Origin of the sequence: Sphingomonas arvum, assembly GCF_026013565.1 — a bacterium.
GTDB classification, from domain to species: Bacteria; Pseudomonadota; Alphaproteobacteria; order Sphingomonadales; family Sphingomonadaceae; genus Sphingomicrobium; species Sphingomicrobium arvum.
This window is the reverse complement of the sequence record NZ_JAPDOB010000001.1, coordinates 23,617-41,597: the sequence shown is the minus strand read 5'-3', so window position 1 is coordinate 41,597 and position 17,981 is coordinate 23,617. Positions and strand designations below refer to the sequence as shown.

Here is a 17,981-nt window from a genome sequence, read left to right as displayed (position 1 = left end):
TCTCAATGGCATTTGAAGCGGTCGAACGGCTCCAGGCAGTCGCGGCAGCGGTACTGGCTCTTGCACGGGGTGGAGCCGAAGCGGCTGACTTCCTCCACGGCTGAGCTGCCGCATTGCGGGCAGTGAACCTCGCCGGAAGGTTCGGGCGGGGCGATGCCGTAGCTGCGGAGCTTGTCGCGGCCTTGGGGTGTGATCCACTCGGTGGTCCAGGGCGGCGCGATGGCCGTATCGATACGCACTTGGCGGTAGCCGGCGGCGTCCAGGGCGGCGCGGATCGATTGTTCAATGGCGAGGGTCGCGGGGCAGCCGGAATAGGTCGGGGTGATCACCACGCGTTCAGGGCTGACGTCGCGGACGATGCCGAGGTCGACCACCGATACCACCGGGATCTCGGGGTCGGGGACTTCGGCGAGGACGTCCCACAGCTCGCGCATCAGACCCGCTCGATCGCCAGCGCGATGCCCTGGCCGACGCCGATGCACATGGTGCACAGCGCGTAGCGGCCGCCGGTACGGGTGAGTTCCTCGGTGGCGGTAAGGGCCAGGCGCGCGCCGCTCATGCCGAGCGGGTGGCCGAGCGCAATGGCGCCTCCATTGGGGTTCACGCGTGGGTCGTCGTCGGAGAGGCCGAGTTCGCGGAGCACGGCGAGGCCCTGCGCGGCGAAGGCCTCGTTGAGTTCGATAACGTCCATCTGATCCAGCGCGAGGCCGAGCCGCTTCAGCAGCTTGATCGTGGCCGGTGCCGGGCCGATGCCCATGATACGGGGCGGCACGCCGGCGACGGCACCGCCGAGGATACGGGCGCGGGGCGTGAGGCCGTGCCGCGTCGCCATCTCCTCCGAGGCGACTATCAACGCCGCGGCGCCGTCGTTGACGCCCGAGGCATTGCCGGCGGTGACGGTGCCGTCGCGCCGGACGATTGGCCTCAGCTGGCCAAGCTTGTCGAGGCTGGTGAGGCGGGGGTGCTCGTCCTGCTCGACGGTGGTCACTTCGCCCTTGCGGCCGGGTATCTCGACCGGAACGATCTCGGCGGCGAGGCGGCCGTTGGCCTGCGCGGCGGAGGCCTTTTCCTGGCTGCGGAGCGCAAAGGCGTCCTGGTCTGCGCGGCTGATGCTGAAGTCCTCGGCGACATTCTCGGCCGTGCTCGGCATGGTGTCGTCGCCATAGGCATCGCGCAGCTTCGGGTTGACGAAGCGCCAGCCGATGGTGGTGTCGTAGATCTCGGCATTGCGGTCGAACGCCGACTGCGCCTTGGGCATGACGAACGGCGCGCGGCTCATGCTCTCTGAGCCCCCCGCGATGATGAAGTCCTTGTCGCCGCCGCGGATCGAGCGCGCGGCCATCGCCACCGCATCGAGGCCGGACCCGCACAGGCGGTTGAGGGTGACACCGCCGCTGTGGTGCGGCAGCCCCGCCAGAAGCCCGGCCATGCGGGCGAGATTGCGGTTGTCCTCGCCCGCCTGGTTGGCGCAGCCGAGAATGATGTCGTCCAGTTGCTCCCAATCGACGCCGCCGTTGCGCTGCATCAGCGCGCGGATCGGGATGGCAGCAAGGTCGTCGGCGCGCACGCCGGACAGGGCACCGGCATAACGGCCGATCGGTGTGCGTACGGCGTCGCAGATGAAGGCCTCGGTCATTCCGCCGAAATGACCCCGCGGCGGATTTGATCAAGCTCGATCGACTCGAACAGCGCCTTGAAATTGCCCTCGCCGAAGCCCTCGTTCCCTTTGCGCTGGATGATCTCGTAGAAGATCGGGCCGATCACGTTCTGGGTGAAGATCTGCAGCAGCAAGCCCTGTCCCTCGGTCGGCGCGCCATCAACCAGGATTTTCCGCTTCTTCAGTTCGGCCAGTGGCTCGCCATGGTCCTTCACGCGGTCGTCGAGCAGGTCGTAATAGGTGTCGATGGTATCCTGGAACGGGATGCCGCGCTCCGACAGGATATCTACGCTGGCGTAGATGTCGTCGGAGCCCAGCGCGATGTGCTGGATGCCCTCGCCGCCATATTCGCGCAGGAACTCCTCGATCTGGCTTTTGTCGTCCTGGCTCTCATTCAGCGGGATGCGGATCTTGCCGCAGGGGCTGGTCATCGCCTTGGAGAACAGGCCCGTGACCTTGCCCTCGATGTCAAAATAGCGGATCTCGCGGAAGTTGAAGAGCCGCTCGTAGAATTCGGCCCAGTGCGCCATCCGGCCGCGGTGAACGTTATGGGTCAGGTGGTCGAGATAGACGAGGTGGGCGTTCGCCTCGCGCTCATGCTCCTGCCAGCCGTCCTCAAAGGTGAAGCTGTCCTCGTAGAAGGACCCGGTCGAGCCGTAGCGGTCGACGAGGTAGAGGCGCGAGCCGCCGATCCCCTCGATGGCTGGAACGCCGAGCCCGCCTTCGCTGGCGTCCGTGGCGCCGAGCTCCAGCGCGCGGGCGTGCGCAGCGCGGGCGTCCTTGACCCGGAAGGCCATGGAGGCGGCCGACGGCCCGTGCTCGCGCGCGAAGTCGGCGGCGTGACCTTCGGCATGGGCGTTGATCAGGAAGTTGATGTCGCCTTGCCGGTGCAGGGTGATGTCGTGGCTTTTGTGGCGGGCGACGGCTGGGAAGCCCAGCTTGTCGAACAGCGAGCGCAGCAGCTGCGCGTCCGGGGCGGCGAACTCGACAAATTCGAAACCGTCGGTGCCCATCGGGTTCTCGAGCCCGAGCGGCGACAGGTCAGCGGTGGCAGTGGCCATGGCGGAGACTCCTTGTGATTTGAGCAAGTCCCTGCTCCGCCACCCCGCTCTTTTCAAGTGTGGCACCGACGGGCAAGGACGGTCCATGAGCGATCAGAATGGCTGGGCCCACAACGGAGGTGCACTGACCCGCAGTTTCCGCTTCCGCGACTTCGCCGAGGCGTTCGCCTTCCTGACCGGCGTTGCGCTCCATGCCGAAAAGGTCGACCACCATCCCGAGTTCACCTGCGTTTGGAACCGGATCGACTTCCGGCTCACCAGTCACGATGCCGGTGGGGTGACGGAGCGCGATCATGCGCTCGCCGCGGCGATCAACGCGTTAGCGGGCGACCGCACGTGACGTTCAGCGGGTTCGACATCGCCGCCACCCTGGTCGTGCTGGTCGCCGCCTTCGGCTACGTGAACCATCGGCTGCTCCGGCTGCCCCAATCGGTGGCGATGACGGCGATGGGAGCGGTGGTGTCGCTGCTGGTGGTGCTGTTCGATCGCTTGAACCCGGCAGCGGGTTTGTCCGGGCATGCGGCCGCCTTCCTCGGCGGCGTCGATTTCGAGACCACCCTGCTCGACGGCATGCTGTCGTTTCTGCTGTTCGCGGGCGCGCTGCACGTCGACTGGCACGAACTGCGCCGAGGCCGCTGGCCGATCCTGGTGCTGAGTACGATCGGCGTGCTGCTGTCGACGGTGCTGGTCGGCGGCGGTTCCTACCTCCTCACCCAATTGCTGGGCGTCCCGGTGCCGATGATCTGGTGCCTGGTGTTCGGAGCGCTGATCAGCCCGACGGACCCGGTGGCGGTGATGGCGGTCCTGAAGCGAACCAACTGCTCGCCGACGCTGCAGGCGACGGTTGCGGGCGAAAGCCTATTCAACGACGGCGTCGGCGTGGTGGTCTTCTCCATCCTGCTGACCGTCGCGGCGAGCGGCGCGGATTTCACCGTACCGCATTTCCTTGAGGCGTTCTTCGTCGAGGCCGGCGGCGGGGTGCTGCTCGGGCTGCTGGTCGGGTGGATCGGCTTTGTCGCCATGCGCAGCATCGATGAATATAACGTCGAGCTGATGATCACGCTGGCGATCGTCATGGGCGGCTATGCGCTGGGCGACTGGCTGGGAGTGAGCGGACCCGTGGCGATGGCAGTCGCCGGCCTGCTGATCGGCAATGCCGGAGTCGCCTACGCCATGAGCGACGTGACGCGGGACCATGTGCTGAAATTCTGGGCCTTGGTCGACGAGTTGCTGAACGCCGTCCTGTTCCTGCTGATTGGGCTCGAGATCATTGCCATTTCGCCCAGCCCGACCCTGCTGCTGCTAGGCGCGCTGGCGATCCCGGTGCTGCTGGTCGCGCGCTTCCTGTCGGTCGCGGTGCCGCTTGCCCTGATCCGCTCACTGCCCGAGCGTCCGGCCCGAGTAACCTTGGTATGGGGCGGGCTGCGCGGCGGCATCTCCGTCGCCCTGGCGCTGTCGCTCACGGCCGAGCCGGCCCGCACGGCCATCCTCACCGTCACCTACCTCGTAGTGCTGTTCTCCGTCCTGGTGCAAGGGGCCACGATCGGTCCCGTGCTCAAGCGACTGGACGGAGACTGCGATCCGGACTGATCTTCGCGCCGGTCAATAGGGCCGGCCGTAGAGCCGGCGGTTCTTGTTGGCGCCCATGAACGCGCCGACGAGGCCGCCGACAATCGGGCCGACGATCGGCACCGGAATGGCGATGATCGCGCCAATCGCGGCATATTTGGCGATGCGCTTGCCTTCGGGGGTCATGCTTCGTCTCCTCCTAGTGGTTGAAGGCTCAATCGCTAGCCGAACATCTCCGTTCCGAGCGGTTCGCTGGCGCCGAACCAGATGACATGCGCCGTATGGTCGGCCTTGTCGTCGCCGGTGGACGGATGAGCGAAGACGGTCAGCCCGTCGCGGTGGAGCGGGAGCCAGGTGGCGACCTCGCCGAAGCGGGCGGTGGGTACGGTCAGCTGGACCGAGCCGCGGGGGTGCGGGCCCACGGGGCGGGTATGAGAGTGGCCGACCGCGGCGCCGAACCGGCGCTGCACCTCGGCGGCAACGGCCCGGGCGCGATCTACCTCATGCGGTTCGAAGTAGAGGTGGACGTGGAAGTCGCGGACGGTCATCTGCTCATCGCACCTGTTGACGCTCATCACCGGAGGTAAGGTGGCGATCTGGCACCGCAAGGACATCGACCTGGAGGCGCTGACCCGACTGGGCGATGCCAGCATGCCGGGGCACTTGGGAATCGAGTTCGTGGAACTGGGCGAGGACTGGCTCAGGGCGCGGATGCCGGTGGATCGGCGCACGCACCAGCCGTTCGGGCGGCTGCACGGCGGGGCGTCGGTGGCCCTGGCGGAGACGGTGGCGTCCGTCGCGGGCATGCTGACCGTCGATCCGGCCGAGAAGGTGGTGGTCGGACTGGAGATCAACGCCAACCACGTGCGGGCGGCGCGGGACGGCTATGTGTTCGCGGTGGCGAAGGCCGAGGCAGTCGGCCGGACGACGCAGGTGTGGACAATCCGAATCACGGACGAGCGGGACAAACTGGTATGCCTGTCGCGGATCACGCTGGCGGTGATCGCAGCCGGGCAGGCGTAAGTTCGCGGTCCGCCAGGAACCGCGTCACTTCGCGAACAACGGTGCGCGTGCCCGCGGCGCTGACCGCAAAGCCCATGTGCGTGCAGTCGAGCTCCACGGCTTCGTCGCTCTCCTCCGGCAGGCCGTAGGCGGCGCGCGGGGCGACGATGCCGTCGCGGCGCGACCACAGGGCGAGGGTCGGGACCGGCGGCTTGCGGTGATCGCGCATGACCGGTGGCTGGTCGACCGGGTGGCCGGCCACCAGCTCGTACATCCGCCACACGTTGTTCCAGTGCGGGTCGCCGCTGAACGGGGAGCCCAAGGTCACGACGGCCAGCGCATCCTCCGGCACTTCGCGGGCCAGTTCGCGGGCGAACACGCCGCCCAGGCTCCAGCCGACCAGCAGGACCTTGTCGCCGCCGCTGAACTCCTCGAAGCGCTGGCGGAGCTGGGCGATGGTGTCGGTCTTGGCACCGGTATTGAGGCCCTGGTCCCAACCCTCGACCCGCCAGCCGCCGTCGGCAAAGGCCTGGCGGAGCTCGATGGTCGAGCGGTCGCTGGCCAGGAAGCCGGGCAGGACCAGGCATTTGGGACCATCGGGCGGCCCGAGCGGGCGCACCGGCGCCAATCCCTTCCACGCGCGAGGCAGGAAAGCGGCGACTTCGGCGATGCGCGCGGAGGCCGGGGGCGGACGGGTGTCGAGTTCCATGTTGCAGTGCAACGTATCACGGCCCGCTTTGGGGCCGGATCGGCGCAACAGGTTAAAGATACTCACCGCCCATCAGCGGCTGGAGGACCTTCGGCAGGCGCACCCGGCCGTCCTCCGTCTGGTGGTTTTCCAGCAGCGGCACGAGGATCCGCGGGGACGCCAGCGCGGTGTTGTTGAGGGTATGGGCGAAGCGCACCTTGCCCTCGGCGTCGCGGTAGCGGAGGTTGGCTCGGCGCGCTTGCCAGTCGTGCAGGGTCGAACAGCTGTGGGTCTCGCGGTATTTGCCGAGCGACGGCACCCAGCTTTCGATGTCGTTCATGCGATACTTGCCCAGCCCCATGTCGCCGGTCGAGGTCTCGATCACCTGGTAGGGCAGTTCGAGATCGGTCAGCAGCTGTTCGGCGAGGCCCAGCAGCTTGGCGTGCCACTCGGCCGAGACCGCCTCGTCCGCTTCGCAGATGACGTACTGCTCCACCTTGAGGAACTGATGGACGCGGAGCAGGCCACGCACGTCGCGGCCGGCGCTGCCCGCTTCGCGGCGGAAGCAAGGGGAGTAGCCGGCGTAGAGGACGGGGCCGTTCGACAGGTCCAGGATCTCGCCGGAGTGGAGCGATGTCAGCGCCACTTCGGCAGTGCCGGCCAGCCACAGCTCGTCGTTGGGCAGCTGGTAGGTCTCCTCGCGGTGGCCGGGAAACTGGCCCTGGCGGACGAAGGCGTCCTCGCGGGTCAGCGCGGGCACGGTGATGGGGGTGAAGCCGGCGGCCGAGAGCCTGGCTAGCGCCCAGTTCATCAGCACGCCTTCGAGCAGGGCCAGGCGGCCCTTCAGGCAATATTGGCGCGAGCCGGCGACCTGGACGATGCGGGTGAGGTCGGCCCAATTGTTCTGCTCGATCAGCTGGACATGGTCGAGCGGAATGAAGGCAAAGTCGCGCGGGGTGCCTTCGGTGCGGACGACCGTGTTGAAGCTTTCGTCCGGACCGACCGGGGCGCCCGACCAAGGGATGTTGGGCACGCGGAGGAGGAGTTCTCTCAGCTCGCCGTCCTTGATCGCCAGCTCGGTCTCGAGCTCGGCGGCGCGGGCGCCGGCTTCCTTGGCGCGGCGGCCGAGCTCGGCCTTCTCCTCCGGGGCTGCGGACTTGAACCCGGCGGAGATGGCGTTGCGCTCGGCACGAAGGCGGTCGATCTCGGTCTTGAGCGCGCGGGCGGCGCCATCAAGGCTGAGCAGCGCGTCGAGGTCGATGGCGACGTTCTTCGCCGCGCAGGCCTCGGCCACGGCGTCACGGTTCTGGCGGATGAAGTCGAGGCTCAGCATGGGTGGGCGGATGCGCGAATTGCGCCCCCCGCGCAAGTTCGCCTAAGGCCCTGCCCATGCCGTCCGGACTTATCGCCCTGCTCGACGACGTCGCCACCATCGCCAAGCTGGCCGCGTCCAGCGTGGACGACATCGGCGCGGCGGTCGGCAAGGCCGGGAGCAAGGCGGCCGGGGTGGTGATCGACGACACGGCCGTGACGCCGCGCTACGTCACCGGGCTGACACCCGACCGGGAGCTGCCGATCATCGGCAAGATCGCGGTCGGCAGCCTCAAGAACAAGCTGCTGGTCATCCTGCCGGTGGCGCTGATCCTGTCGGCGATCGCGCCGTGGGCAATCACGCCGATCCTGATGCTGGGCGGCTGCTACCTGTGCTTCGAAGGCGCGGAGAAGTTGTGGGAGAAGCTCGCCGGCGAGCATGAGGACGAAGCGGCCCTCATGGAGTGCGATGATCCCGGCGAGCTCGAGGCTCGGCAGGTGGCCGGCGCGATCCGCACCGACTTCATCCTGTCGGCCGAGATCATGGTGATCGCCCTGTCGACGCTGGACGCGCAGGGCTTCTGGCTGCGGGCGTTCGCGCTGGCGCTGGTGGGCGTAGTCATCACGGTGGCGGTCTATGGCGCGGTCGGGCTGATCGTGAAGCTGGATGACATCGGGCTGCACATGGTGAAGCGCGGCGGCAGCGCCGGCCGGTCGGTCGGTCGGCTGATGGTAGCCGGGGTGCCCAAGCTGCTGAGCGCGCTGTCGGGCATCGGCACGGCCGCGATGCTATGGGTCGGCGGGCAGATCATCCTGCACGGGCTGGAGGTGCTGCACGTCGCCGAGGCGCTGCCGCACCTGGTGCATGACGCGGCGCATCGGGGCGCGGAGCTGATCGGCTTCTGGGTGCCGGTGTGGCAGTGGCTGCTTACCGCGCTTGGCGGAGCGATCGTCGGCATCGTGATCGGGGCGATCATCGTCGCGGTGCTGCACGTGCTGCCCAGGCGCAAGACGGTGGCGACGGAGGGTGCGCACTGAACACGCTGGTCGTATTCCTGGGCGGCGGGATCGGGGCGGTCCTCCGGCATGGGGTGAACCGGCTGGCGGTGGCCTGGTTCGGTCTTGGGTTCCCGGTCGGCACGCTGGCGGTGAACGTGGCAGGCTCATTCCTGATGGCCTTGGCTGCCGGGCTGCTGCCGGGCGGATCGCAGGGTTGGCGGCTGTTCCTCGCCACCGGCGTGTTGGGCGGGTTCACGACCTTTTCCGCATTCAGCCTTGATGCGTTGACCCTGTGGCAGCGCGGGCAGGCGGGCACGGCGGCATTGTATGTCGGCGGCTCCGTGCTGCTGTCGCTCGCGGCGATCGCGCTCGGCGCGGCGGCGGCGCGACTGCTGTAGCCATCGCGCTGGTTGCGCCGCGCGAAATTTGCCAAACGACGGCCATGCTTATCCTCGACCCCGAAGCGATCACCCTCGACACCCTGCGCCAGCTGTGGCTCGGGGCGGCTGTCACGCTCGATGACACCGCGATGCAGCGGGTCGCCGCCTCCGCCGCGGCCGTTTCGCGCATCGTCGCAGGCGGGGACACGGTCTATGGGATCAACACCGGCTTCGGCCTGCTCGCGAACGAGCGGATCCCGGCTGGCCGCCTCGCAGAACTGCAGCGCAACCTGATCCTGTCGCATAGCTGCGGGCTGGGCGAGCCGCTGCCGCGTCAGGTCGTGCGGCTGATGATCGTCTTGAAGCTGCTCGGCCTTGGGCGCGGGCATTCGGGGGTGCGCCGCGAGGTGATCGATGCGCTGCAGGGCTTGCTGGCGCGCGACGCCATGCCGGTGATTCCCGCGCAAGGGTCGGTCGGTGCCAGCGGAGACCTTGCGCCGCTGGCGCACATGACGGCGACGCTGATGGGCTTTGGGTGGATCGACCTGGCTGGTGAGCGACTGGCCGCTGGCGAGGCGCTGGCCCGGCTTGGCCGCTCGCCGCTCGAGCTTGGCCCCAAGGAGGGGCTGGCGCTGATCAACGGCACGCAGGCGAGCACCGCCATCGCGCTGGACGCGCTGTTTGCGGCCGAGCGGGTGTTCGGTGCGGCACTGGCCGCCGGGGCCTTGTCGGTCGATGCGCTGAAAGGGAGCGTGAAGCCGTTCGATCGGCGCATTTCGCTGTTACGTGGACAGCCGGGTCAGATCCGGGTGGCGGGCGAGCTGGCCCGGTTGCTCGAGGGCTCGGGGATCGTCGCCTCGCACCATCGCTGCGGCCGGGTGCAGGACCCCTACAGCTTCCGCTGCCAGCCGCAGGTGATGGGCGCCGCGCTGGACCTGCTGGCCAATGCCGCGCGCACGCTGACGATCGAGGCAGCGGCGGTGACGGATAATCCCATCGTGTTCGAGGACGAGCACGCGGCGATCAGCGGCGGCAATTTCCATGCCCAGCCCGTGGCGTTCGCCGCTGACACGATCACCATGGCGCTGTGCGAGGTGGGTAGCCTATCCGAGCGCCGCACCTCCGTGCTGGTCGACCCCAAGATGAGCGGCCTTCCGGCGTTCCTGGTCGACGATGGCGGCGTGAACAGCGGGCTGATGATCCCCCAGGTCACGGCCGCCGCCCTGGTCAGCGAGAACAAGAGCCTGGCCTTTCCGGCTTCGGTCGACTCGATCCCGACCAGCGCTGGCCAGGAGGACCATGTCTCGATGGCGCCGATCGCCGCCCGCAAGGCCGCGACGGTCGCCCGGAACACGGCCGGGGTGGTCGCAATCGAGCTGATCACCGCCGCGCAGGGGGTGGACTACCATGCGCCGCTTGCGACGTCGGAGCCGCTGCAGGCGCTGCACGCCCGGGTGCGCGGCTTGAGCCCGCACCTGGAGGCGGACCGTTACTGGGCGGATGAGATGGCGGCGCTGCAGGCGGCGGTACTGGCGGGTGAGCTCAGCGGCGGCTTCGTGCTCTAGCTGACCTTCACCCAGGTCTGGTCCTTGCACACGACCAGCAGCAGGCAGCCCTGAACCGTCAATTGCCGCCCCGCGAGACGCAGGTTGCCGGTCGCGTGGGTGTTCTGCTTGGGCAGGAAGACGCGGCCCTTCCAGCGGTTGGCGCCGATTGGCGTGATGTTGCTGAGCAGCGTGGTGCCGACCAGATGATCGGTGCCGCCCTCCGCCGCCTTGGACCGGGCCTTGCTATTGGCCTGGACCACCCGTCCGCACAGCTGCTGGCCGCAAGGCGCGATGCGCACCACTACGCTGCCCTTGGGGTTGCGCCACAGCCCTTCCAGCGGCGAAGCGGCGTTGGCGGCGGCCGGCAGCAATGCCAGCGCGGCCGCCAGGAGGGGCGTGACGATCTTGTTCATGGCCGCCTCACTAGCCGCCCCAATGTTAGCGCAGCCTTGCCGAAGAACGGCTGAAATGTGGCGGTGTTCAAGAAGTTGACGGAGCAACGCCCGCCGGCGGCGATCGCTAGGCCTGCTCATCGGGCCGCGTCGCCACCGCGGCCGGGGCCTTCCAGCCGGGCGGCGCGGGCGAGTCCCACGGCCAGGTCCGGGCGGGTTCGAGCAGGACCGGCGGTGCCAGCCAGCCGGCCGCGACCAGGCGATGCCTGATCAGCTGGAGCGGCTCGGCAAGGCCAGCGTCAACGGTGCGGTTCCCATCCGCGGCCCGCAGCCAGAAACGGCGGACACAGTCCCGGTCGCGGGCGTAGCGATGCACCACGAGCAGGGCGAGGCGCACCTCCAGAGTCGCCACCGCCTGACCGTGCGAGCGCTGGGTGACGCCCTCCAGCACCGCCAGCGCGGCGCTGAGCAAATGGGCATCGAGCCGGCCGATCCGCCGCGGCATGTTGGCCGGGCGGCTGCCGGGCGGCAGCGGAACGGCGTCGAGGGTCGTTGCACCGCAGCCGAAGCGGCGGCAGCGCAGGTGGCGGGTGAGCTCAGCCCAGCGCTGGCTGCCGCCGATCTCCGCCAGGTGCCGGGCGAGTGCCGCGGGCGTCCAATCCTCCTCGAAGCCGCAGTGGCCGCAGGTGATCCGGACGTCGGCCCCGCTTGAGACGGGGTCGGAGAGATGTTCGGGCATGTCCACGATGCTTGGCGCGTCAGTGGAAGTCGTGGCTGCGGATCGGGATCACGTCCTCCGGGTCGCAGCCGGTGCGGAACGGCGGGTGGTAGTCACTCCGCACCTGCGGCCGCCAGCCGGTCTCGCCCCGGTCGGGCGAACCGCCACCCGTGGCCCCGTCGCCCGGGGTGGTCAGCCTAGGCAGGTCGATGTCGCCGACCTGGCGCAGCATGTCGGTACGGTCGTGGATGCGGTCGGCGATGACGTGGATCACTTCACCGTCACGCTGAACCACGCCGGTGACGCTGATCATCGCCGAGGACATCACCACCGTGCGCTGCGCCTCGAACCGGTCGGGCCACAGGATGATGTTGGCGACCCCGGTCTCGTCCTCGACCGTGATGAACAGCACGCCCTTGGCCGAGCCGGGCTTCTGCCGGACGAGGATGATCCCGGCGACCTCGACCCGGCGGCCGTCGCGCACGTCGCGCAGGGCCGCGCACGGGATCACCCGCTGGCGCGCCAGCGCCGCGCGCAGGAAGAACAACGGGTGCTGGCGAAGCGTCAGCTGGGTCGCGCGGTAGTCCTCGACCACCTCGCGCCCGGCGGTGAGCGGCACCAGGCTGACCGGCTCCTCGCGGCGTTCCACCGCCGCCAACAGCGGTAGCGGTGTCTCGCCCAGGCCACGGATCGCCCACAGCGCCTGCCGTCGGTTGAGCCCGAGCGCATGAAAGGCATCGGCCTTGGCCAGCTTCTCAAGAGTGGCGAGCGGTACCCCCGAGCGGCGCCAGAGATCTTCCACGGACCGGAAGGGCGCCGCGTCGCGGGCGGCGATGATCCGCGCCCCGTCCAGCTCCGCAACACCGTGCACGATACGCAGGCCAAGCCGCAGCGGCAGTCCGGAACCCCTTCCCCCCTCGACCAGCCGCGTGTCCCAGCCGCTGTCGACCACGCAGACCGGCCTGATCTCCACCCCATGCTCACGCGCGTCGCGGACGATCTGGGCCGGCGCGTAGAAGCCCATCGGCTGGGCGTTCAAGAGGGCGCAGCAGAACACGTCCGGGTGGTGGCACTTCATCCAGCTCGAGGCGTAGGCGATCTTGGCGAAGCTGGCGGCGTGGGACTCCGGAAAGCCGTAGGAGCCGAAGCCCTCGATCTGCTTGACCAGCCGCTCGGCGAAATCCGGGCCGATGCCCTTCCTCGCCATGCCCTCGATCAGCTCGGTTTTGAACTGACCAACGCCTTGGGTGTACTTGAACGTCGCCATTGCCTTGCGCAGCTCGTCGGCGCGCGCGGGAGTGAAGCCGGCGCCCTCGATCGCCACCTTCATCGCCTGTTCCTGGAACAGGGGCACGCCATAGGTCTTGCCCAGCACCGCCTTCAGCTCCGGGCTTGGATAGTCGAACTCGATGTCCGGGTTGCGGCGCTTCTGCTCCCGCCGTTTGAGATAGGGGTGGACCATGTCGCCCTGGATCGGACCGGGTCGCACGATCGCGACCTGGATGGCGATGTCGTAGAAAGTAGCCGGCCGCATCCGGGGGAGCATGGCCATCTGGGCCCGGCTTTCGATCTGGAACACGCCCAGCGTGTCGGCCCGCTGGATCATGGCAAAAGTCGCGGGATCGTCGACCTGCAGCTCCTCATGATCAAGTGTCAGGCGCACGCCCTTGTGCGCTTTGAGCAGATCAAAGGCGCGCCGCATGCAGCCGAGCATGCCGAGGCCGAGGATGTCGACCTTCATCATGCCGACCTCCTCCACATCCTCCTTTTCCCATTCGACCACCCGGCGGTCGGTCATGGCGGCGGGCTCGATCGGCACCAGCCGGTCGAGCGAATCGCGGGTGAGCACGAAACCGCCGGGATGCTGCGACAGGTGGCGGGGCGTGCCGATCAGCTCGCGCGCAAGCTCCAGCGTCAGCGCCAGGCGCGGGTCGCCGCGGTCGAGGTTGAGCGCATCGACGTGCCGGTCGGCGACGCCTTCCTCCGACCAGCCCCAGACCTGGCCCGCCAGCGCCGCCGTCATGTCCTCCGGCAGGCCCAGCGCCTTGCCGACCTCGCGCACGGCGCCCCGCGCGCGGAAGCGGCTGACCACGGCGGTCAGCGCGGCATGGTCATGGCCGTAGGTCTCGTAGATCCACTGGATCACCTCTTCCCGGCGCTCGTGCTCGAAATCGATATCGATGTCGGGCGGCTCGGCCCGACTTTCGGAGAGGAAGCGTTCAAACAGCAATTGGTGGACGATCGGGTCGATCGAGGTGATGCCCAGCACGAAGCAGATCACCGAATTGGCCGCCGAGCCGCGGCCCTGGCAGAGGATGTCCTGGCTGCGGGCGAACTCCACGATGGAGTGGACCGTCAGGAAATAAGCGGCGTAGTTGAGCTTGGCGACCAGCCCCAGTTCCTTGGCGAGCAGGTCGCGATATTCGGGCGGCGGGTTGCCCTTGAAGCGTTGGTCGAGCGCACGGTGGCTGAGCTTTTCCAGCGCCTGTTGCGGCGTGTGCCCGGCCATCACCGCTTCCTCGGGGTAGAGATACTGGTCGCGCAGGTCGCGGGGGGAGAAGGTGCAGCGTTCCACCACCACTTCGACGGCGGCGAGTGCGTCCGGGAAACGAGCGAAGCGGCGCTCCATCTCGCGCGGCGGGTGGAGGCAGCGGTCGGCCGAGCGCTCACGCCGGAGGCCGAGGTCGTCCACCGTGATCTTTTCGCGGATGGCGGTGACCACGTCTTGCAGCAACCGGCGGTCGGGATGGTGGTAAAGCACGTCGCCGGTCGCGAGCGGGGCGAGGCCAAAGCGGCGCGCGGCCACCGCTGCCTCGTGCAGGCGGCGGGCGTCGTCGGGCCGGCGCCGCTGCGTCAGGCAGACATGGCCGCGGGGGCCGCCGGTGCCGCGCCCGAACAGGTCGGCCATCCAGCGCAGCGCGCCTTCGTCCACGCCGTCCGTGCCCGGCACCAGCGCGGCGACCAGGCCAGCGGCATGCTCCGCCACATCCTCCCAGTGGATAAAGCACTGGCCCTTTTCGCCATGCTGCGGCCGGGCGCGCGCCTTGCCCACCGTCAGCAGGCGCGTGAGGCGGCTCCAGGCGGCGAGGTCCTCCGGCCAGACCAGCAGGGACGCTCCGGTGACCAGGTCGAGCCGGCAGCCGGCGACCATGCGGACGGGGTTGCCCTGGGCGGAGGTCTGCTCCGCCGCCACCATGGCGCGGACGATGCCAGCGACCGAGTTGCGGTCGGTGACGCCGAGCGCCGGCAGGCCCATGACCGACGCGGTCGAGAACAATTCCTCGCACGACGACACGCCGCGCAGGAAGCAGAAGTGGGTGGAGACCTGGAGTTCGGCATAGGCCATGGCTCTCAATTACCCAGGCCGTGGACGAACCAGCTGAGGTCGCCCGTCTCGCTCCGCAGCCCGTCACCGCGGCGGAACAGCCAGAAGCGCTGCCCCGCCTCGTCCTCCACCCGGTAATAGTCGCGCACCGCCAGCCGCTCGGGGGCGCGGCGCCACCATTCGCCCGCGACCCGCTCGGGCCCTTCCGCCCGCACCACATGGTGGGTCACGCCGCGCCAGCTGAACCGGCGGGGCGGCTGGTCGGGCAGCTCGGCCAGGACATGGCCGATCGGCTCCGGCCGCCGCAGCAGCCGCACGGGACGCGGCCAACGCGGGTGCCAAGGATGGTCCGGCCGGCGCCCATCGAGGCGGCGGACGTCGTCGGCCGGTAGCGTTCGTGATGCGCACCGGGGCGGGTCGAGCGGGGCGGTGCGGGTGCAGCAGCGCTCGGGCACGTCGCTCTCGACCGGGGCCGCCCGCCACAGCCGTTCCGTCCCGATGCGGTTGGCGAGCGCGTCGATCAGTGGCGCGAGGTCGGTCCCGGCCGGTTCCGCCAAGGCTGGCGACAGCGCCTCCGCGCCCAGTGGATCGGCGCGCCGGACCAGCAAGGCAATGGCGTCGATGCCGTAGCCGGGCTCGATTTCCTCGATGCGCCTCAGCGTCAGGCGGAGCATGTGGCCGGGGTCGCGGGTCGGCCGTGCAAAGCCGAGCCGCAGCCGCTGCGGCACGCCGTCCACGCGGGCCGCGACCAGCTCGACCGACCGGGCGCCCTGCCCCGCCTTGGCCAGCTCGATGGCGAGCCGCCCCATCAGCTCGCGCAGCCAATGCTCGATCGCCTCCGGGGTGGCGATCGGCTCGGCGAAGGGCTGCTCGACGGCCAGCCGGGTGGGCGGCACCACCGGGTCGAGCGGCTCGGGCGCGCGACCGAGCGCCTGGTCGATCCGGTCGGCGATCCGGCGGCCGAAGCGACGCACCAGCGGGGCGCGTGGCAGGGCAGTGAGCTGGCCGATGCAATCCACCCCCAACCGTGCAAGCAGCTCCAGCGCGGGCGGCTCCAGCCGGAGTGCGGCGACCGGCAGCGGCGCCAGTGCCTCGACCTGGCCCCCTGGCGCCAGCAGCTGCGCAGGCTCGGGCGGACCGAAGCGGGCCAGCGCCCAGGCCGCGCCGGCGGTGTCGGCCACGGCCACCCGCGCGGCGATCCCGTGCCGGGCCAGCAGGCGGAGCAGCCGGCGGCAGAAGCGCGCCTCGCCGCCGTACAGGTGGGCGACGCCGCTGAGGTCAATGAACAGCCCGTCCGCGTCGGAGATGGCGACGGTCGGCGCCCAACGGCGGGCCAGCAGCTCGGCCAAGGTGGTGAGCTCGGCGGCGTCGCCCTCCGGGTCGGCCTCACGCACCTCCAGCGCCGGCACCTGGGCGCGGGCCATGGTCAGCGCCATGCCCGGGACCAGTCCAAGCGCCCGTGACGCGGCGTTCACCGCGACCAGTTCGACGCGCGGTCCGACCTTGCGCGTGGTCACCAGCGGCGGTTCGGCGCGGCCCAACTCCACCGGAGCGTCGAAGTCCTCGTCCCCGCACACCCGGGCCACCACGCTGGCGAGCGTGCGGCCGGTCTGGAAGAAGCGGCCCTGGCCGTAGGTGGGCGCGGTCGGTTCGCTGCGGCCGTGATTGTCCGGGTGCGGTCCCTCGCCGGGGAACTGGACGGCGGGCATGGCGGCGAGTTGCTTGAGGCTCTGCGCCACGTTGGGCGGCGCGACATAGCCCGCCTCGCCACCATGGCCGTCGCGCGCGCTGCGTTTGGGCGTCTTCATCGCCCGGCGCTGGGCGACGTCCTCCCCCGGGCCCTGCACCGGCGGCATGACCGCCAGTTGCCTGAGCGACGGCGCTTCGTTGCGATAGCGATCGCGTTTGTCCTCGCTCCGCAGCGCCGCGCCGCGGCCGGCCTTGGCCGGCGCATCCTCGCCGGGGAACTGCAGCGGCGGCATGTGGGGGCGGCCGTGCCGCAGGTTCGGCCCGACGTCGTCGGGTGACAGCCGGAACGGATTGTCGACCACCTCCGACTTGCGCGACAGTTCGCCCCCGCGCGGCCGCTGGTGCGCGGGCAGGCCGTTCACCGCCGCCTGCAGGTCCTCCCCCACCCAGCCACGGGTGCCGGCACGGAACAGGGGCTCGGCCGCTTCCGTCCGCCGCGACAGCTCACGCAAGGGGGCGGGTATGGCGACGCGCTCCTCGGGCGGGCGGGTCAGGCCTTTGCGGAAGGGGTTTTCCGCGGCCTCGCTGACCCGGCCCAGTTCGCGCTGGGCCGGGCGGCGGTGGAGCGGCAGGGCCTCGATCGCTGCTTCGACCTGCTCGCGGCTGTCCGCCAGTCCGCTGGCGGGGTCGCTGCGGGCCCAGCGCGCGCCGGGTCGCCAGCCGCCCTCGTTAGGCACGGAGCACTGCTGCGCGCGCTCCGCGGCCGCCTCGGCGCCCAAGGCGTGAAAGGCGGCGCGGCTATCGGCCTCAGCCGACGGCGCGCAGCGGCGCTCGATCCTGCGCAACCGGTCGATCGACCAGCTGGGCAGGTAGAGCGAGGCGACCCGCTTCATCGGAGCCCTCCACCAGAAGTTCGAATGGTTCGCCGCCGCGCTGGCGGACGCACTCGACGCGCCAGCAGGCCGGGCCAAGACCGTCCCACGGCACCGGCAGCGACGGCGCATGGCCGATCCGCCAGCGGGTTACCGCGGCCGAGGGTGCGTCCAGCGGGTCGGCCCCGTCGCGCGCCGACCGCCGCAGCAGCAGGGCCGGCGTGTCCCCAGTCTCGGCGGCGAGCTGGAGCCGGCGCGCCTGGGCCATCTGCAGCCGCCGGGCCTCGCCGACCACCGCACCCAGGCCGCGGTGCCGTAGCCCCTCCTCCAGCAGCGCCAGCAACTCCGCATCGTCGCGGGCCTCGGCATAGATCACTCGGGAAGGGGCGAGACCGGCCTGATAAAGGCCCGGCGCGAACAGGTCGCGCGAGCGCACCACCCACAGCACGTCGCCCTGCGTCCGGGCGGCGACCCCGGCCACGAACAGCACCGCCGCCGCATCGTCGCCCCAGCCCGACCCGCGCGACGACACCTCGTGCAGCGCGTCAAGCCGCAGCCCGCCACTCGCGAGTCGGTCATCGAGCGGCGCGATCCCGAACGGCAGGACCGGCCGCTCCCGCACGTCGCCGGTAATGGCGCGCAGGCTTTCCCGAAGCTCGGCAATAGGTGATGAGGGACCAGACACAGCGACTCGCAACCAGGTTCGTTCGCTATTTGTTCCCCTCCCTCACTCGCCGTCAAGGGACTCTGGGGCGGTCATTTTGGGCGGCG

The 17,981-nt window shown here is 69.9% G+C and carries 18 protein-coding genes; 6 read left to right on the top strand and 12 right to left on the bottom strand.

Annotated features, from left to right (window positions below; translation table 11 throughout):
* Nucleotides 1-2: 2 nt before the first annotated feature.
* Genes paaD through hppD form a run of 3 tightly spaced genes read right to left on the bottom strand, consistent with a single transcriptional unit; the run spans nt 3 to nt 2,718 of the window.
* Nucleotides 3-434: a 1,2-phenylacetyl-CoA epoxidase subunit PaaD gene (paaD, locus tag OMW55_RS00160; RefSeq protein WP_264879985.1), complete on the bottom strand. Its 432-nt coding sequence runs from the start codon at nt 432-434 to the stop codon at nt 3-5.
* Entirely contained in the window at nt 434-1,636 is a 1,203-nt protein-coding gene (gene pcaF / locus OMW55_RS00155) for a 3-oxoadipyl-CoA thiolase (RefSeq protein ID WP_264879984.1), read from the bottom strand. The genes paaD and pcaF overlap by 1 nt, the downstream gene beginning before the upstream one ends.
* Nucleotides 1,633-2,718 (bottom strand): 4-hydroxyphenylpyruvate dioxygenase, encoded by a 1,086-nt coding sequence (gene hppD / locus OMW55_RS00150; RefSeq protein WP_264879983.1) that lies wholly within the window; start codon nt 2,716-2,718, stop codon nt 1,633-1,635. The genes pcaF and hppD overlap by 4 nt, the downstream gene beginning before the upstream one ends.
* Before the next feature lie 85 nt (nt 2,719-2,803).
* Here hppD and OMW55_RS00145 point away from each other — a divergent pair, with 85 nt between their 5' ends.
* Both OMW55_RS00145 and OMW55_RS00140 read left to right on the top strand, forming a co-directional pair.
* Nucleotides 2,804-3,058: a 4a-hydroxytetrahydrobiopterin dehydratase gene (locus OMW55_RS00145; protein ID WP_264879982.1), complete on the top strand. Its 255-nt coding sequence runs from the start codon at nt 2,804-2,806 to the stop codon at nt 3,056-3,058.
* Entirely contained in the window at nt 3,055-4,308 is a 1,254-nt protein-coding gene (locus OMW55_RS00140) for a cation:proton antiporter (protein ID WP_264879981.1), read from the top strand. The genes OMW55_RS00145 and OMW55_RS00140 overlap by 4 nt, the downstream gene beginning before the upstream one ends.
* A gap of 12 nt (nt 4,309-4,320) precedes the next feature.
* Here OMW55_RS00140 and OMW55_RS00135 read toward each other — a convergent pair whose 3' ends face one another.
* Together OMW55_RS00135 and OMW55_RS00130 are read right to left on the bottom strand one after the other, a co-directional pair.
* Nucleotides 4,321-4,473 (bottom strand): hypothetical protein, encoded by a 153-nt coding sequence (locus OMW55_RS00135; protein WP_264879980.1) that lies wholly within the window; start codon nt 4,471-4,473, stop codon nt 4,321-4,323.
* Between the two features lie 35 nt (nt 4,474-4,508).
* A complete protein-coding gene (locus tag OMW55_RS00130; RefSeq protein WP_264879979.1) occupies nt 4,509-4,835 on the bottom strand; it encodes a DOPA 4,5-dioxygenase family protein in 327 nt (108 codons plus the stop codon).
* Nucleotides 4,836-4,851: 16 nt separating this feature from the next.
* Between OMW55_RS00130 and OMW55_RS00125 the strand changes: the two genes are divergently transcribed.
* Nucleotides 4,852-5,310 (top strand): hotdog fold thioesterase, encoded by a 459-nt coding sequence (locus OMW55_RS00125; protein ID WP_264879978.1) that lies wholly within the window; start codon nt 4,852-4,854, stop codon nt 5,308-5,310.
* On the opposite strand, the gene OMW55_RS00120 is transcribed toward OMW55_RS00125, so the two are convergent.
* Together OMW55_RS00120 and serS are read right to left on the bottom strand one after the other, a co-directional pair.
* The gene (locus OMW55_RS00120; RefSeq protein ID WP_264879977.1) at nt 5,276-5,998 is read right to left on the bottom strand and encodes an alpha/beta hydrolase family protein; all 723 of its coding nucleotides are present in this window, start codon (nt 5,996-5,998) and stop codon (nt 5,276-5,278) included. The two genes, OMW55_RS00125 and OMW55_RS00120, sit on opposite strands and share 35 nt — an antisense overlap.
* Nucleotides 5,999-6,050: 52 nt before the next feature.
* Nucleotides 6,051-7,310, bottom strand: a complete 1,260-nt coding sequence (gene serS, locus OMW55_RS00115; RefSeq protein ID WP_264879976.1) for a serine--tRNA ligase — start codon at nt 7,308-7,310, stop codon at nt 6,051-6,053.
* 56 nt (nt 7,311-7,366) lie between these two features.
* Here serS and OMW55_RS00110 point away from each other — a divergent pair, with 56 nt between their 5' ends.
* The 3 genes from OMW55_RS00110 to hutH are packed head-to-tail and all read left to right on the top strand — an operon-like array spanning nt 7,367 to nt 10,232.
* Nucleotides 7,367-8,326: a DUF808 domain-containing protein gene (locus OMW55_RS00110; protein ID WP_264879975.1), complete on the top strand. Its 960-nt coding sequence runs from the start codon at nt 7,367-7,369 to the stop codon at nt 8,324-8,326.
* Nucleotides 8,323-8,685, top strand: a complete 363-nt coding sequence (gene crcB, locus OMW55_RS00105) for a fluoride efflux transporter CrcB (protein ID WP_264881952.1) — start codon at nt 8,323-8,325, stop codon at nt 8,683-8,685. The genes OMW55_RS00110 and crcB overlap by 4 nt, the downstream gene beginning before the upstream one ends.
* A 44-nt stretch (nt 8,686-8,729) precedes the next feature.
* The gene (gene hutH, locus OMW55_RS00100; RefSeq protein ID WP_264879974.1) at nt 8,730-10,232 is read left to right on the top strand and encodes a histidine ammonia-lyase; all 1,503 of its coding nucleotides are present in this window, start codon (nt 8,730-8,732) and stop codon (nt 10,230-10,232) included.
* Here hutH and OMW55_RS00095 read toward each other — a convergent pair.
* From OMW55_RS00095 to OMW55_RS00075, 5 genes are all read right to left on the bottom strand, one after another.
* Nucleotides 10,229-10,627, bottom strand: a complete 399-nt coding sequence (locus tag OMW55_RS00095) for a DUF2147 domain-containing protein (RefSeq protein ID WP_264879973.1) — start codon at nt 10,625-10,627, stop codon at nt 10,229-10,231. The genes hutH and OMW55_RS00095 overlap by 4 nt on opposite strands.
* 106 nt (nt 10,628-10,733) lie before the next feature.
* Nucleotides 10,734-11,345: a hypothetical protein gene (locus tag OMW55_RS00090; RefSeq protein WP_264879972.1), complete on the bottom strand. Its 612-nt coding sequence runs from the start codon at nt 11,343-11,345 to the stop codon at nt 10,734-10,736.
* Between the two features lie 19 nt (nt 11,346-11,364).
* Nucleotides 11,365-14,670: an error-prone DNA polymerase gene (locus tag OMW55_RS00085; RefSeq protein ID WP_264879971.1), complete on the bottom strand. Its 3,306-nt coding sequence runs from the start codon at nt 14,668-14,670 to the stop codon at nt 11,365-11,367.
* Between the two features lie 5 nt (nt 14,671-14,675).
* Nucleotides 14,676-17,231: a Y-family DNA polymerase gene (locus OMW55_RS00080; protein ID WP_264879970.1), complete on the bottom strand. Its 2,556-nt coding sequence runs from the start codon at nt 17,229-17,231 to the stop codon at nt 14,676-14,678.
* Nucleotides 17,146-17,895: an ImuA family protein gene (locus OMW55_RS00075; RefSeq protein WP_264879969.1), complete on the bottom strand. Its 750-nt coding sequence runs from the start codon at nt 17,893-17,895 to the stop codon at nt 17,146-17,148. Before OMW55_RS00075 ends, OMW55_RS00080 begins: the two co-directional genes overlap by 86 nt.
* Nucleotides 17,896-17,981: the final 86 nt, after the last annotated feature.

What these genes read in the sequence shown, in the direction of transcription:
- serS (WP_264879976.1), bottom strand. Translation starts at nt 7,310, where the DNA reads ATGCTGAGCCTCGACTTCATCCGCCAGAACCGTGACGCCGTGGCCGAG.
- OMW55_RS00135 (WP_264879980.1), bottom strand. Translation starts at nt 4,473, where the DNA reads ATGACCCCCGAAGGCAAGCGCATCGCCAAATATGCCGCGATTGGCGCG.
- OMW55_RS00110 (WP_264879975.1), top strand. Translation starts at nt 7,367, where the DNA reads ATGCCGTCCGGACTTATCGCCCTGCTCGACGACGTCGCCACCATCGCC.
- OMW55_RS00080 (WP_264879970.1), bottom strand. Translation starts at nt 17,231, where the DNA reads ATGAAGCGGGTCGCCTCGCTCTACCTGCCCAGCTGGTCGATCGACCGG.
- OMW55_RS00095 (WP_264879973.1), bottom strand. Translation starts at nt 10,627, where the DNA reads ATGAACAAGATCGTCACGCCCCTCCTGGCGGCCGCGCTGGCATTGCTG.
- hppD (WP_264879983.1), bottom strand. Translation starts at nt 2,718, where the DNA reads ATGGCCACTGCCACCGCTGACCTGTCGCCGCTCGGGCTCGAGAACCCG.
- OMW55_RS00130 (WP_264879979.1), bottom strand. Translation starts at nt 4,835, where the DNA reads ATGACCGTCCGCGACTTCCACGTCCACCTCTACTTCGAACCGCATGAG.
- hutH (WP_264879974.1), top strand. Translation starts at nt 8,730, where the DNA reads ATGCTTATCCTCGACCCCGAAGCGATCACCCTCGACACCCTGCGCCAG.
- pcaF (WP_264879984.1), bottom strand. Translation starts at nt 1,636, where the DNA reads ATGACCGAGGCCTTCATCTGCGACGCCGTACGCACACCGATCGGCCGT.
- OMW55_RS00145 (WP_264879982.1), top strand. Translation starts at nt 2,804, where the DNA reads ATGAGCGATCAGAATGGCTGGGCCCACAACGGAGGTGCACTGACCCGC.
- OMW55_RS00090 (WP_264879972.1), bottom strand. Translation starts at nt 11,345, where the DNA reads ATGCCCGAACATCTCTCCGACCCCGTCTCAAGCGGGGCCGACGTCCGG.
- OMW55_RS00085 (WP_264879971.1), bottom strand. Translation starts at nt 14,670, where the DNA reads ATGGCCTATGCCGAACTCCAGGTCTCCACCCACTTCTGCTTCCTGCGC.
- OMW55_RS00120 (WP_264879977.1), bottom strand. Translation starts at nt 5,998, where the DNA reads ATGGAACTCGACACCCGTCCGCCCCCGGCCTCCGCGCGCATCGCCGAA.
- paaD (WP_264879985.1), bottom strand. Translation starts at nt 434, where the DNA reads ATGCGCGAGCTGTGGGACGTCCTCGCCGAAGTCCCCGACCCCGAGATC.